15 protein-coding genes are annotated in these 14087 nt (G+C 71.2%); 9 read left to right on the plus strand and 6 right to left on the minus strand.

Features of this window, described 5'->3' with window-relative positions:
• The 5 genes from ACK1X7_RS21190 to ACK1X7_RS21210 are packed head-to-tail and all read left to right on the plus strand — an operon-like array spanning position 1 to position 2074.
• Positions 1–270 (plus strand): gas vesicle protein GvpG, encoded by a 270-nt coding sequence (locus tag ACK1X7_RS21190; RefSeq protein ID WP_216346254.1) that lies wholly within the window; start codon positions 1–3, stop codon positions 268–270.
• A complete protein-coding gene (locus ACK1X7_RS21195) occupies positions 263–637 on the plus strand; it encodes a gas vesicle protein (protein ID WP_385138803.1) in 375 nt (124 codons plus the stop codon). Before ACK1X7_RS21190 ends, ACK1X7_RS21195 begins: the two co-directional genes overlap by 8 nt.
• Positions 634–1461 carry a GvpL/GvpF family gas vesicle protein gene (locus ACK1X7_RS21200; protein WP_413115515.1) on the plus strand — a complete coding sequence of 276 codons (828 nt, stop codon included), beginning with the start codon at positions 634–636 and terminating at the stop codon, positions 1459–1461. Before ACK1X7_RS21195 ends, ACK1X7_RS21200 begins: the two co-directional genes overlap by 4 nt.
• A 59-nt stretch (positions 1462–1520) precedes the next feature.
• Positions 1521–1754 carry a gas vesicle protein gene (locus ACK1X7_RS21205; RefSeq protein WP_413116899.1) on the plus strand — a complete coding sequence of 78 codons (234 nt, stop codon included), beginning with the start codon at positions 1521–1523 and terminating at the stop codon, positions 1752–1754.
• A complete protein-coding gene (locus tag ACK1X7_RS21210; RefSeq protein WP_413115516.1) occupies positions 1751–2074 on the plus strand; it encodes a gas vesicle protein K in 324 nt (107 codons plus the stop codon). Before ACK1X7_RS21205 ends, ACK1X7_RS21210 begins: the two co-directional genes overlap by 4 nt.
• Before the next feature lie 6 nt (positions 2075–2080).
• On the opposite strand, the gene ACK1X7_RS21215 is transcribed toward ACK1X7_RS21210, so the two are convergent.
• A complete protein-coding gene (locus ACK1X7_RS21215; RefSeq protein ID WP_361513045.1) occupies positions 2081–2542 on the minus strand; it encodes a MarR family winged helix-turn-helix transcriptional regulator in 462 nt (153 codons plus the stop codon).
• A gap of 83 nt (positions 2543–2625) precedes the next feature.
• Between ACK1X7_RS21215 and ACK1X7_RS21220 the strand changes: the two genes are divergently transcribed.
• Both ACK1X7_RS21220 and ACK1X7_RS21225 read left to right on the plus strand, forming a co-directional pair.
• Positions 2626–2997 carry a VOC family protein gene (locus tag ACK1X7_RS21220; protein ID WP_413115517.1) on the plus strand — a complete coding sequence of 124 codons (372 nt, stop codon included), beginning with the start codon at positions 2626–2628 and terminating at the stop codon, positions 2995–2997.
• Positions 2998–2999: 2 nt separating this feature from the next.
• Positions 3000–3983: a DNA-3-methyladenine glycosylase family protein gene (locus ACK1X7_RS21225; protein ID WP_413115518.1), complete on the plus strand. Its 984-nt coding sequence runs from the start codon at positions 3000–3002 to the stop codon at positions 3981–3983.
• Between the two features lie 109 nt (positions 3984–4092).
• Here ACK1X7_RS21225 and ACK1X7_RS21230 read toward each other — a convergent pair whose 3' ends face one another.
• Positions 4093–4491, minus strand: a complete 399-nt coding sequence (locus tag ACK1X7_RS21230; protein ID WP_385138789.1) for a VOC family protein — start codon at positions 4489–4491, stop codon at positions 4093–4095.
• 182 nt (positions 4492–4673) lie between these two features.
• Here ACK1X7_RS21230 and ACK1X7_RS21235 point away from each other — a divergent pair, with 182 nt between their 5' ends.
• Positions 4674–5846 carry a PP2C family protein-serine/threonine phosphatase gene (locus ACK1X7_RS21235; RefSeq protein WP_413116900.1) on the plus strand — a complete coding sequence of 391 codons (1173 nt, stop codon included), beginning with the start codon at positions 4674–4676 and terminating at the stop codon, positions 5844–5846.
• A 49-nt stretch (positions 5847–5895) separates the two neighbouring features.
• Here the strand turns inward: ACK1X7_RS21235 and ACK1X7_RS21240 are convergent, their stop codons facing one another.
• The 3 genes from ACK1X7_RS21240 to ACK1X7_RS21250 all read right to left on the minus strand — a co-directional run bounded on the left by ACK1X7_RS21240 (position 5896) and on the right by ACK1X7_RS21250 (position 10902).
• Positions 5896–6882, minus strand: coding sequence for an aldo/keto reductase (locus ACK1X7_RS21240; protein ID WP_385138784.1), 987 nt, complete (start codon positions 6880–6882; stop codon positions 5896–5898).
• Positions 6883–7546: 664 nt separating this feature from the next.
• A complete protein-coding gene (locus tag ACK1X7_RS21245) occupies positions 7547–10117 on the minus strand; it encodes an ABC transporter permease (protein WP_390792151.1) in 2571 nt (856 codons plus the stop codon).
• On the minus strand, positions 10114–10902 hold the full coding sequence (locus tag ACK1X7_RS21250; protein WP_361502118.1) for an ABC transporter ATP-binding protein: 789 nt from the start codon (positions 10900–10902) through the stop codon (positions 10114–10116). Before ACK1X7_RS21250 ends, ACK1X7_RS21245 begins: the two co-directional genes overlap by 4 nt.
• Before the next feature lie 468 nt (positions 10903–11370).
• On the opposite strand from ACK1X7_RS21250, the gene ACK1X7_RS21255 reads away from it, so the two are divergent.
• Positions 11371–12933, plus strand: coding sequence for an MFS transporter (locus ACK1X7_RS21255; RefSeq protein ID WP_413116901.1), 1563 nt, complete (start codon positions 11371–11373; stop codon positions 12931–12933).
• 160 nt (positions 12934–13093) lie between these two features.
• Here the strand turns inward: ACK1X7_RS21255 and ACK1X7_RS21260 are convergent, their stop codons facing one another.
• Positions 13094–14017, minus strand: coding sequence for a cellulose-binding protein (locus ACK1X7_RS21260; RefSeq protein ID WP_385138778.1), 924 nt, complete (start codon positions 14015–14017; stop codon positions 13094–13096).
• Between the last annotated feature and the right edge of the window lie 70 nt (positions 14018–14087).

Raw genomic sequence — 14087 nt, forward strand, 5'->3', positions numbered from 1 at the left:
ATGGGGGTGCTGAGCCAGGTCGTCCTCTTCCCGCTGGCGCCGGTGCGGGGGGTGGTGTGGGTCGCGGAGCGCGTACGGGACGTCGCGGAGGAGGAGCTGTGCCATCCGTCGGTGCTGCGCGCCCGGCTGGCCGCGCTCAACGAGGCCCTGGAGTCGGGGGCGATCGGCCCCGAGGAGTTCGACCGCGAGGAGGACCGGCTGCTGGACCTGCTGGAGCGGTCGGGCAGCCGAAGCCGAGGAGGAGTGGCAAGGGTGAGCCGCCATGACTGACCGCGATCTGGTGTACCCCCCTTCCGTGACCGGCGACCGGCATCCCTCCGACCTCGCCGAGATCCTGGAACGCGTCCTGGACAAGGGCATCGTGATCGCCGGAGACATCAAGATCGACCTGCTGGACATCGAACTGCTCACCATCCGCCTGCGGTTGTTCATCTCCTCCGTGGACACCGCCCGCAAGGCCGGAATCGACTGGTGGGAGACCGATCCCGCCCTCTCCTCGCGCGCCGCGAAGGACGCCCTCGCCCAGGAGAACGCGGAACTGCGCGAACGGCTCCACGCCCTGGAATCGCGGATGGACTCCGATGAGCCGCTGAGCGCGGTCGGCGCCACCACCGCCGAGGAAGGCGCGGACAGATGACCCCGCCCGAATCCCCCACCCTCACCTACGCCTTCGCGGTCTGCCGCGGCGGCGCCCTCACGGCGCTGGCGGCGCTCCCCGGGCTCGGCACCGGCGCCCCCGTCCGTACGCTCGCGGCGGGCCCGCTCACCGCCGTGGTCCAGGACGTGCCCGCGGCCGGGTTCGGCGAGGAGGCGCTGCGGCGGCGGCTGTCCGACCGCGATGAGCTGGAGCGCTGCGCCCGCGCCCACCACACGGTGATCACGGCGGCGTCGGCGCTGGCCCCCACCGTTCCGCTGCCGCTGGCCACCCTCTATCTCGACGACGGCCGGGCCCGCGAGGCCCTCGGCGAGCGGGAGACGTCCCTCCTGACCGCGCTGGACCGGATTACGGGCCGGGCCGAATGGGGCGTCAAGGTCTACGCCCCCACGGGACCGCCGCCCGCGCCGGAAGCCGCCCGGGAAGCCACCCCGGCGGACGGCCCCGCCAGCGGGCGCGCGTATCTGGACCGCGTCCGCACCCGGCAGCGGAGCCGCGAACAGCACCACACCCTGACGCTGCGGGCCGCCGAGCGGGTGGACATCGCCGTCCGGAGCCTCGCCGTGGCCGCGCGCCGGCTGCGGCCGCACGGCGTCGAGGTGACCGGGAAGCACCGTACCCATGTGCTGAACGCGGCCTACCTCCTCGACCTGGGCCGGGAGCGCGAACTGCGCGCCGCCCTCGCGTCGTTGCGCCGCGACGAGACGGACGTCCAGATCGAGCTCTCCGGGCCATGGGCGCCGTACTCCTTCGCCGACGCGGGAATCGCCGACGAGAGACGCACCGACGGAGGGATGTTCCCATGACCAGGGCCGCCTGGGACGCCGCCCCGGCCAAAGCGGCTTGGGAAGCGGCCCCCGCCGACATCGCCCGCAAGGAGGCCCCCGCGTGGGGAGCCACCCCCGCCGAGGCCCTCGGACCGTTCGGCGTCCCCCTCGTGGACCTCCTCGACCGGGTGCTCGCCACCGGCGTCGTCGTCACCGGCGATCTGGTCATCGCGATCGCCGAGGTCCCCCTCGTCCGCCTCTCCCTGCACGCCCTGCTCTCCTCGGTCAACGAGCGGGTCCCGGCCCCGTGGACCGACAGCGGCCCGCTATGAGCCCGCCGACGCCCCCGGCGCTCCCGACGCTCCCGACGCCTCCGGCCCCCACCCACCTCGACATCGACCGCGACTCGGTCGGCCGCGACCTGGCGGCCCTCGTGCTGACGGTCGTCGAACTCCTCCGCCAGTTGATGGAGCGCCAGGCCATCCGCCGGATCGACGCGGGCGGCCTCACCGACGGTCAGATCGAGCGCATCGGCACCACCTTGATGCTGCTCGACCAGCGCATGGCGGAGCTGTGCGACCAGCACGGACTGACGCCGGAGGACCTCAACCTGGACCTCGGCCCCCTGGGCACCCTGCTGCCCCGCGACTGAGGCCGGTCAGCCGCCGAGGGCTTCCGCCATGCGGTCGAGGTCGGTGAGGAGGGCGGCCAGGCGCCGTTGCGGAAGGGCGTCGATCATCGTCCGCTCGATGGCGTAGACGGCGGACCGGGCCGCGTGGAGCCGTTCGCGGCCGGCCTCGGTGAGGTGGGCGGGGAGGGCGCGGCCGTGGTCGGTGGTGGCGGGCCGGGTGATCAGGCCGGCGTCCTGGAGGCCGCGCAGAACGACGTTCATGGACTGCCGGGTGACGAAGGTGCCGCGGGCGAGTTCGGCGTTGGACAGGCCGGGCCGCTCGTCGAGGAGTTCCAGGCAGGCGTACTGCGGCACCGTCAGGCCGCGTTCGCGCAGCGCCTTGTCCATGGCGCCGCGCAGCGCCGCGGCGGCGCGTTTGAGGCGGTATCCCACATGTTCGGTGACGTCGTGGGCGGGGTGCGGCGGGGCCACGGGAGTCCGGTCTTCCATGTCAGGATTTTGACATGGAGAGAGGGCGTGCGTACAGTCCGGGAATGTCAAAGTCCTGACATCAAACAACCTCGGGAGGACCCATGACCGCCACCGCCCACGGCCCCGACTTCATCGCCTTGCAGGTACGCGATGTCGAGGCGGCGGCCGCCTTCTGCGAGAAGCACCTCGGACTGCGGCGGGCACCGGCCTCGCCCCCCGGTGCCGTGGTGTTCACCACCGAGCCGATCCCGTTCGCGGTCCGCGAGCCGCTGCCGGGCGTGAACCTCGACGATGTCGCACGGCCCGGTCTCGGCGTGGCCCTGTGGTTCCGCACCACGGACGCCCAGGCGCTGCACGACCAGCTCGCCGACGCCGGGGTGACGATCGTCGCCCCGCCGCAGGACAGCCCCTTCGGCCGCACGTTCACCTTCATCGGCCCCGAGGGCTACGCCATCACCGCGCACGGAGGCTGACCGTGACCGCCGTCTCCCTCACCCCGGCCGGTCCCTTCTCGCTGGCGGCGGGCGTCCGCTTCCTGGAGGACTTCACCCCCGCGTGCTATTCCGGCACCGCGGACGAGGTGCTCCGCCTGGCCTTTCCCGCCGACGACGGCCACTCGACGGTGGCCGCCGTGGTGCGGCAGGAGGAGACGGCGGACGGAGCGGCGGGCACGGTACGGGCCGAGTTCACCGTGCGTCCCGGCACACCGGACGGCTCCCCGGCGGACCCCGCGTCCGCCGGGGCCGGGCCCGTATCCACCGAGTCCGGGTCCCGGCCCGACGAGGCCGTCCGGGCCCAGCTCGCCCGCATCCTCTCGCTCGACGTCGACGGAAGCGGCTTCCCCGCACTCGCCGCCGACCCCGTGGTGGCCGGGCTCATGGCGGAATTTCCGGGCCTGCGGCCGGTGTGCTTCCACTCCCCCTACGAAGCCGCCGTGTGGGCGGTCATCGGCCACCGCATCCGCATGACCCAGGCCGCCGCCATCAAGGCCCGCCTCGCCGAGCGGTACGGACGGCCGGTGCAGGTCGCGGGCCGGACCCTGCACGCCTTCCCCACCCCGCCGGTGCTGCGCGCGATCACCCGGATCCCCGGCCTGACCGAGGTGAAGCTCGAGCGGCTGCACGCGCTGGCGGAGGCCGCCGACGCAGGCGGACTCGACGCCGCACGGCTGCGCGCGATGCCGGTGGACGACGCCCTTACGGCGCTGCGCACCCTCCCCGGCATCGGCCCGTTCTCCGCCGAGCTCATCCTCATCCGCGGCGCCGGGCACCCCGATGTCTTCCCTCGCCACGAACCGCGACTGCACGCGGCCATCGCCACCGCGTACGGCCTCGACGGGATCGCCCCCGGCGACATCGGCCGACTGGCCGGGATCGCCGACGGCTGGCGGCCCTACCGCAGTTGGATCGGGCTCCTGCTGCGCGCCCGTGCCGAGCGCATCGGCCGCCACCCGTCGTAGCCGCGCGGAAGATCCGGTCCGCCCCCGTCGCGGACCGGCTCTTCCACCGGCTCACGGCGACCGGCTCACGGCAACCGGTGCTCGGCAACCGGCTCTCGCCCGATTGCCGTCAGCCGTTCTCGACGACCATCAGCGCGTTGCCGTCCCCGTCCCGGAAGCTGAACATCGGCGGCACCGGGGCGCCCCACCGCTGGACCTCCGGGTCGGTGTCGACGCCGCGCGAGCGCAGCGTCGCGTGGTCGGCGTCGATGTCCTCCGAGGTGAGGATGATGCCGGTCTCGTAGCCCGGCCCCTGGCCGCCCTCGCGGGGCAGGACGAGCGCGATCCCGGTCGCGGCGCCCGCCGGGCCCACCTCGACCCAGCGGTGACCGTCGCCGAAGGGGATGTCGGCACGCTTCTCGAAGCCGAGCGTGCCCACATAGAAGTCCAGCGCCCGGTCCTGGTCGGCGACGGTGACGGCCACCCGGCCCACCTCGGCGAACCGGGTGCCTTTCGCGGTCTCGGACATGGTGATCTCCCTTGGGGTGATGCGTTCACCACCTCAGACCCCGGGGCGTCCCGAAACTCATCGGTCCCCCCTCGTCGCACAGGCTTAGGCTGATGAGAGGGGTGGTGCACGAAGGGAGCCGACTTGTGAGTGGGCACGGTGAACTCCCCCGCCTCCTGACAGCAGCGGAGTCGGCGGCACCGGTGGAGTCCGTCGATGTGGTCGCCGAGGACCTGCGGCGGCGCTTCGACGCCACGCAGGTCTCTTTCCTCATCCTGGATCTGACCGGGAAGGCGGTGGCACGCCTGTCCATCGCCTCCACCGAGGGAGTCGGGCGGGCCGCGGAGCGGATCGAACTGTTCGGCAGCGTCTACGAGCGGGTGATACGCACCCAGCGCCTGTACCAGGAGGCAACCGGCCGGGGACAGCGAGTGATCGCCCCGGTCACCAACCGCGGGGACGCGATCGGTCTGCTCGAGGTGCTGCTGCCGGCCGAGCCCGACGAAGGCGTCCTCGACGCGGTCGGCGAAGCCGCCCACGTCCTGGCCTATATCGTGATCGCCAACCAACGCTTCACCGATTTCTACACCTGGGGCAAACGCTCCAGGCCCCCCACCTTGCCGGCGGAGATCCAATACCAGCTTCTGCCGTCGTCGCTGTCCTGTGAGGCCGCCCAGTTCGCCCTGAGCGGGAATCTGGAACCCTCGGAAACGATCAGCGGTGACACCTTCGACTACACCCTGGACCGGGACACCCTGCACCTGTCGGTGACCGACCCCATGGGCCACGACATCAATTCCGCGCTGACGGCCTCCGTCCTCATGGGCGCCCTGCGCGGCGCCCGCCGCGCCGGGGCCGGCCTGACCGCCCAGGCCCGGCAGGCCGACCGCGCCCTGATCGACAATGGCCGGGGCCACGCCACCGGGCAGCTACTGCGCATCCACCTCCACACCGGGCGGACAGAACTCGTCAATGCCGGCCACCCATTGCCGCTGCGCATACGCGAGGGAACCGTGGAGGAAATCCCCTGCGAGGCGGACCTCCCCTTCGGGGTGCCCGCGCCCCCAGCCCACCGCTACCACGTTCAGGACATCGATCTACGCCCCGGCGATCGTTTGATCATGCTCACCGACGGCATGCTCGAACGCGACGCGCACAAGGTGGATCTGACCGCCCTGCTGAAGAGCACCCGGCACCTCCACCCGCGGGAGACCGTGCTGATGCTGACCAGCGCGGTCCTGGACGCCGCGGGCGGCAAGCTGGAAGACGACGCCACCGTGTTGTGCCTGGACTGGCACGGCCCCCAGGAGACCCACCGGCAGGTCGGCTCCGGCGCGGACGTCCGCCAAGCCTCCCCCGCCCGCACGAAGCAGTAGTCGGCACGGCCCGCCGACTGCCGGACGGGGGGGCGCACCGCCGTGCGGATCAGCGGCCCACGAAGGCCAGGCTCTTCTCGTCGTAGCGGGTGCCGGCCACCTCGTCGGCCGGGGCGGCGGCGTCGATCGCGGCCAGCTCCCCGGGCGACAGCTCGATCGTGGCGGCGGTCAGGTTCTCCTCCAGGTACTTCTGGCGGCGGGTGCCCGGGATGGGGACCACGTCGTCGCCGCGGTGCTGCACCCAGGCGAGGGCGAGCTGACCCGCGGTGACGCCCTTCTCGGCGGCCAGCTCGTTCAGCTTCCCGACGATGGCCAGGTTCTTTTCGAGGTTGCCGTCCGCGAATCGGGGCTGGGTGCGGCGCACATCGCCCTCCGGCAGGCCCTCGGTCGAGGTGTAGCGGCCGGTGAGGAAGCCGCGGCCGAGCGGGGAGAAGGGCACGAGGCCGATGCCGAGTTCGCGGCAGACCGGGGCGATCTCGTGCTCCAGGTCCCGGGTCCACAGCGACCATTCGCTTTGCAGCGCCGCGATGGGGTGCACGGCGTGGGCGCGGCGGATGGTGTCCGCGCCCGCCTCGGACAGGCCGAGATGGCGCACCTTGCCCGCCCGGACCAGCTCGGCCATCGCCCCGACGGTCTCCTCGATGGGGACGTCGGGGTCCACGCGGTGCTGGTAGTAGAGGTCGATGTGGTCGACGCCGAGCCGCCGCAGCGACGCGTCGCACGCCTGGCGGACGTAGGCGGCGTCGCCGCGGATCGCGGTCGGCTCCCCGAGCTGGTTGGCGAAGCCGAACTTGGTGGCCAGAACGGCCCGCTCCCGACGTCCGGCCAGGGCCCGGCCGAGCAGTTCCTCGTTGTGCCCGGCGCCGTAGAAGTCGGAGGTGTCCAGCAGTGTGACGCCGAGGTCGAGGGCGCGGTGGAGGGTGGCGATCGACTGGGCGTCGTCCGAGGCGCCGTAGCCGTGGCTCATTCCCATGCAGCCCAGGCCCTGGGCCGCGACGGTCAGCGCGCCCAGGCGACGGGTGGGCAGTTCGGACATCGGGTACCTCCCTCGTGGTCGTGACGATCACGCTAGGAGTTGGAGCGCACTCCAAGTCAAACCACCGGACCAGCAGCCGAGCGGGTCGGTACGTCGACCCGCGGAGCGGCCAATCCGCGGAGAATCAGCCATCGGCGACGAATACATTGACATTGCGCCGGAATTCTGCGGGCACACCTGGTCGGCGGTATTGCTGTGTCCGGAATACGTCGGCACCCCTCCGTATTCGCACCGCGCGGTCACAGCTCTAGTGAATTCCCCGAACTGGTCCGGCTAGCTGTCTCAGTGCGGTGGAAGGTCCACCGGATCGGAGTGTACCGATATGCAGCCTCGTCGCCTTGCGTTAGCCGCGGCAACCACCCTCGGAGCCCTCGCCATCACGCTGGGAGTCGGCGGAACGGCCCAGGCCGCTCCCCGCCCCCCGCTCACCCAGGCCGAATGCCGGGCCTCCGGAGGCATCGTCCGCCCTCGATTCCCGCAGTTGATGTCCCACGCGCATTCCCGCCCACACATGCGGGCCCCGGCATCCGCGGAGAGCTGATCGCGTACTTCCGCACAGAAAAAACCGGCCCGGTGCGCTCCCCCGTCGCACACCGGGCCGGTCGGCCTTCTGCCCCTCCCCCCATGGAAGGGCAGCGGGCCTCATTTCCCCCGTTGGCTTTGGCTATTCCGTGGCGATCGCGTTCAGCACATTCATCCGCGCCGCCCGGAAGGCCGGGACCAGCGCCGCGATCAGACCCACCACGGCCGAGCCGATGAAGACCGTGATGATCGTCGGCCACGGGATCTCCAGGGTCTTCAGACCCTCCAGCGCCAGCAGCTTCTGGGCCGTGGTTCCCCAGCCCATGCCAAGACCCAGCCCCAGCAGCGCGCCGAAGAGCGCGATGACCACGGACTCCAGCCGGATCATGCGGCGCATCTGGCGGCGGGAGAGGCCGATGGCGCGCATCAGGCCGATCTCGCGGGTCCGCTCGACCACCGACAGGGCCAGGGTGTTCACCACACCGAGCACGGCGACGATGATCGCCAGCGCCAGCAGACCGTAGACCAGGTTGAGGAGTTGACCGACCTGGTCCTTGACCTCCTGCTTGTAGTCGGTCTGGTCGCGCACCTTCACCGACGGGTAGTGGTGCAACTGGGCCTTGAGGGAGGCGTACGCCGCGTCCTCCTGGCCGTCCTCGGCCTGCGCCAGCATCATGACGTCCGCCGGGATCAGCTTGGCGGGGACATAGCTCTCGACGGTGGCGATGTTGAGGTACATCGCGCCCTTGTCGAGGCTGACGTCGTCCGAGGTGATCGCGGCGACGGTCAGCTTGGCGGTCCGGCCCTCCTTGAAGGCGACGGTCAGGGTGTCGCCCTTCTTCACCTTGTGGTCCTTGGCGAAGCCCTCCGGCACCGACATGGCGTCCTTGCCGTACGCGGCGGCCAGATCACCCTCGACCACCGGGGTGCGCAGGTCCTCCGCGTACGTCGGGCTGGCGGCCGAGAGGTCCTTGGTGACCGTCTTGCCGTCCGGCAGGGTGAGCTTGGTGCCCTCGATGTTCTTGGACTCGCTGATGTGCTTCAGGCCCTTGGCCTGGCGCACCGACTTCTCGATCCCCTCGGTGATCGGCTGGCCCATGTCGGACTGGATGATGAAGTCCGCGCCCACCGACTTGTCCAGCTCATCGGTGGCCGAGGCGACCATCGAGGAGCCCACCACCGACAGACAGGCGACCAGCGCCAGGCCGATCATCAGGGCCGCGCCGGTGGCGCCGGTGCGCCGCGGGTTGCGCAGCGCGTTGCGCTCGGCCAGCCGGCCGACCGGGCCGAAGATCCGCAGGACGACGGTGGCCAGCGCGCGGACCACCAGACCGGCCAGCAGCGGGCCGATGACGATGAAGCCGATGAGCGTCAGCACCACGCCGACGCCCAGGAACATCGAGCCGTCCACCGCCTTGTCCGCGTTCCCGGCGACCACCAGGGACGCCGCGCCACCCGCGGTGAGCAGGGTGCCGATCACACCGCGGATCCAGCCGGCCCTGCTGTCCGCCGGGGTGCCCGCGTCGCGCAGGGCGGCCATCGGGGAGATCTTCCCGGCCCGGCGGGCGGGGATGTACGCCGCGATGACGGTGACGATGACACCGATGCCGATGCCGATGATGGGCGTGGTCGGCTTCACCGTGAGCTGGTCGGTGCTCAGGTGGAGCCCCGCACTGCCCATGATCTTCATCAGGCCGACGGCGAGCCCGACGCCGCCGAGCACACCGAGGATCGAGCCCACGATGCCCAGCAGCAGCGCCTCGATCAGCACCGACCGGTTGATCTGCTTCCGGCTGGAGCCGATGGCCCGCATCAGGCCGATCTCACGGGTGCGCTGGGCGACCAGCATCGAGAAGGTGTTGACGATCAGGAAGATGCCGACCAGGACGGCGATCCCGGCGAAGCCGAGCATCGCGTACTTCATGACGTCCAGGAACGAGCCGATGTCGTCCTCGGCCTCCTTGCTGGACTCGGCCTTCGTCTGCACCTTCACAGCGGTGCCGAGGTCGGCCACCACGTTCTTCTTGAGCTGCTCATGGCTGACGCCCGGCTGGGCGGTGAGCTGATAGCTGGAGTACACCCCGGGAGCGCCGAGCAGCTTGCGCTGCGCGGTGTCGGTGTCCATGAAGACCAGCGTGGCGCCGGGGTTGGTCACCTGGAACGTGGCAATGCCGACGATCTTCGCGCGGAACTCGCCGGGGATGGCGATGATCCGCATATCGTCGCCCAGCTTCAGCTTCTTGTTCTTCGCGGTGTCGGCGTCGACCATCACCTCGGTCGGGCCGCGCGGCGCGTGACCGGAGGTGATCTGGACCGAGCGCGTCTCGGTCGGGTCCCAGTTGGTGCCGATGGTCGGGGCGCCGGAGTCCGAGCCGATGCTGTTGTCGTTGCGATCGGCGGCGGTGATCGACTGGCTGGTGGCGTCACCGATGACCGACTTGACGCCGTCCACCTGCTTCAGCCGCGCCAGCTCCGAACCGGGCAGCGAACGGATCCGGCCCTGCCGGGTGTCGTTGTCGCTGGCGCCCTTCGGGCTGACCGTGACATCGGAGGCGGTGCTCGCGAAGAGCTTGTCGAAGGTGGCGTTGGTGGTGTCGGTGAAGACGAGCGTGCCGCAGACGAACGCCACCGACAGCAGCACGGCGATCGCGGACAGCGCCATCCGCCCCTTGTGGGCGACGAAGTTGCGCAGTGAGGTCTTGAGGACGGTCATGACACCCGTCCTCGGGCGTCGAAGTGCTTCATGCGCTCCAGGACAAGATCGGCCGTCGGGTTGTACATCTCGTCGACGATCCGGCCGTCGGCCAGGTACAGCACACGGTTGGCGTAGGAGGCGGCGACCGGGTCATGGGTGACCATCACGATGGTCTGGCCCAGCTCGTCCACCGACCGCTTGAGGAAGCCCAGCACCTCGGCACCGGCCCGCGAGTCCAGGTTTCCGGTCGGCTCGTCACCGAAGATGATCTCGGGACGGGCGGCGAGGGCGCGGGCCACCGCCACGCGCTGCTGCTGACCGCCGGAGAGCTGGTTCGGACGGTGCTTGAGCCGGCCGGACAGGCCCACCGTCTCCACCACCCGGTCCAGCCAGGCCCGGTCGGGCTTACGGCCCGCGATGTCCATCGGCAGCGTGATGTTCTCGATCGCGCTGAGCGTCGGCAGCAGGTTGAACGCCTGGAAGATGAAGCCGATCCGGTCCCGGCGCAGCTTGGTGAGCTTCTTGTCCTTCAGCCCGGTGATCTCGGTCTCGTCGATGAAGATCTGCCCGGAGCTGACGGTGTCCAGACCGGCCAGGCAGTGCATCAGGGTCGACTTGCCGGAACCGGACGGGCCCATGATCGCGGTGTACTGCCCACGCGCGATGTCCACGTCCACCTGGTCCAGCGCCACCACCCGGGTCTCCCCCGAGCCATACGCCTTGACCACCTGACGTGCACGGGCGGCGACGGCCGTATGTCCTCCGCTGCCCCCGGTCCTGGGAATCGATACAGCCGTAGTCACACTCGTTCTCCTTCAGTATTTGATCGGCGTTGTCGCTCCCCGATCACGGCATCAAGATTGCCGTGGTCCGGGAACCTCCGCGATGGGGAAGGACTCCCTCTCAGCGGTAGGGCTAGCCCCACCCCCTCGGTCGCGCAGCCCGTAGCAACCTTATGAAGCCGGGACGGCGGGCTCCTCATCCGCCCGGACGAACCGGGAGTAGGAGTACAGGGTGGGCATCCCCTAGGGGAGTGAGTCCTGAGACTGACCCGGACTCGGGGTAAATTCTGCACCCTTCCGCCACGTCAGGCTCAAGCCGGGCCTTCTGGACAGCCCGGATGCGTTCTTCCCCCAGCCTGTCCCGCCATGGAATCGTGGGTCGTACAAGAATCGTGCGTACGGGAGTCCCCCGCACGAACAGCAGGGACACGTGCCGGCGCGTACCGGCGAAGGGAGCGCGCCACCGTGGGCGGCACCGCACGACGGCCGATGGACGCTGACCCCAAACCCCCCGCACCCCAGCCGCACCCCGGCGCACCCACCCCCCGCGGCCGCCGCCCCGTCGCCGCCGCCCTCATGCTCGGCATGGCACTGGCCGCGCTCGACTCGACGATCATCTCCACCGCCGTACCGCAGATCGTCGGCGACCTCGGCGGCTTCTCCGTCTTCTCCTGGCTCTTCTCCGGCTATCTGCTCGCCGTCACCGTCTCCCTGCCGCTGTACGGAAAGCTCTCCGACACCTTCGGCCGCAAGCCCATCCTGCTCGCGGGCATCGTCGTCTTCCTCATCGGCTCACTGCTGTGCGCCGCCGCCTGGAACATGGCCTCCCTCATCGCCTTCCGGATCGTCCAGGGACTGGGCGGCGGGGCACTCCAGGGCACCATCCAGGTCGTCGCCGCCGACCTCTACCCGCTCAAGGAACGCCCGAAGATACAGGCCAGGCTCTCCTCCGTCTGGGCACTCTCCTCGGTGGCGGGCCCCGCGATCGGCGGAGTGCTCGCCGGCTACGCCGACTGGCGCTGGATCTTCCTCATCAACCTGCCGGTCGGCGCCCTGGCACTCCTGCTCATCACCCGCCATCTGCACGAACAGCGACGGCACCGCGAGGGCCGCCCCAGGATCGACTGGGCCGGGGCGCTCGGCGTCTTCCTCACCGGCGGACTGCTGCTGACCGCCCTCGTCCAGGGCGGAGTGGCCTGGGACTGGCTGTCCGCCCCGTCACTCACCATGCTCGGCGGCGCCGCGATCTGCGCCGCGGCCACCGTATGGATCGAACGGCGCGCCGCCGAACCGATCATCCCCGGCTGGGTCTGGCGCCGCCGCACCATCTCGGCCGTCAACCTCGCCTTCGCCGCGCTCGGCCTGCTGATGATCGCCCCGACCGTCTTTCTGCCCACCTACGCCCAGTCGGTGCTGGGCCTCGGTCCCATACCGGCCGGTTTCGTGCTCTCCACGATGACGCTGAGCTGGCCGATCGCGGCCGCGCTCAGCAGCCGCGTCTACAACCGCGTCGGTTTCCGGCGCTGCGCCATCACCGGCATGGCCGCCGCCACACTGGTCCTGGCCGCCTTCCCCCTCCTCCCCTACCCGGGCGCCGCCTGGCAGCCCGCGCTGATCATGCTGCTGCTCGGGGGAGCCCTCGGGCTCTTCCAACTGCCGCTGATCATCGGAGTGCAGTCATCCGTGGAATGGGCCGAGCGCGGCACCGCCACCGCCTCGATCCTCTTCTGCCGCCAGGTCGGCCAGAGCCTCGGGGCCGCGGTCTTCGGGGCCGTCGCCAACGCGACCCTGGCCTCCCGGCTCACCGAAGCCCCCGACGCCATCCGGCCGGGGCTGCCCGACGACCTGGACTCGGTCTCCCGCGCCCTGGAACACCCCGGCACCCTCACCGACCAGGCCGCCGACTATCTGCGACGGGCCGTGGACACCGCCGTCGACCACGTCTACCTGGGCTCGGCGACCGCCGCGCTGCTGGCGCTGCTGGTACTGGTGTTCCTCGCCCCGCGCCGCTTCCCGGTCCGTACCGAAGCCGAGGCCGAGACGGAAGCCTGAGGCCGAGACGGAAGCCTGAGGCCGGGACCGAAGCCGAGGCCGAGACGGAAGCCTGAGGCCGAGACCGAAGCCTGAGGCCGGGACGGAAGCCCGACAGGGCCGACGGCGCTCCGGCCGGACGGCGCCCGGCCCCGGCAACCCCCGTCGCCCGGCGGTGCGCTCAGGACTCGGGGCGCGGCGCCGCCGCGGCGTCCTCCGCCGTCACCGGCCTACCGGTCAGCGCCGCCAGACTGCCGCGCACATGCTCCAGATGCGCCCTGAGCTCCTCACGCCGCTCCACATGCTCGCGCAGCGTCCGCTCCGTCTCCCGCGCCAGGCGCTCCTCGCGGGCCCGCGCCTGCGCGATGATCTCCGCCGCCTGCGCCTGCGCGTCCTCCTGCCGCAGCCGCGCGGCCTGCTCGGCCATCCCGTACTCCCGCTTGGCGTCGGCGAGCGTCGCCTGGGCGTACTCCTCCAACTGGGCCAGCCGGGCCGCCATCGCGGTGTCCCGCTCGGCCAGTTCACGGCCCGCCGCCTCCCACCGCTCGGCGTGCTCCCGCTCCTGCTCGGCCAGGATCCCGGCGGCCCGCTGCCGCATCTCCTTCAGCTCCGCCAGCGCCTGGGTCCGCCACTCCTTGGCGTCCTGACGCGAGACCGCCCGCAGCTCGTCCACATCCACCTGGGCCGACTCCAAGGTCGCGCGCGCCGCCACCTCGGCGGCCTCGCGGACCCGCTCGGCCTCGTCACGGGCCGCGTCCCGCACCGTACGGGCCGCCGCCTGCGCCGCCTCCCACTCCTCCTGCGCCACCGCCTCGGCCGCCGCCCGCAGACAGACGACCTCCTCCTCGGCCGCCATGAGGATGAGCTGGGCCCGGTCGCCGAGCGACTCATAGGTCTGGGGGGCCAGTTGGGCGATCACCTCGCGCAGCCGCTCCGCCTCGGCGGACAGCTCATTGGCCAGCACGGTGAGGCGCGCGGCACGCTCCCACGCCGCGTCCCGCGCTTCGGACAGCTCCGCCACATAGTGGTCGACCTGCGCGGGCCGGTAGCCACGGCCCCGTCCGCCGACGATGGTGAAGCCCTGACGTGACACCGATGCGCCCATCCTTGGAACCCCTTTTGTCCGGTATGCAACGCGCTTCGGCGCACATCTTTATAGATGGCCTCTCATCCCC

It is taken from the genome of Streptomyces sp. CY-1, from assembly GCF_047218265.1.
In the GTDB taxonomy this organism is placed as follows: Bacteria; Actinomycetota; Actinomycetes; order Streptomycetales; family Streptomycetaceae; genus Streptomyces; species Streptomyces niphimycinicus.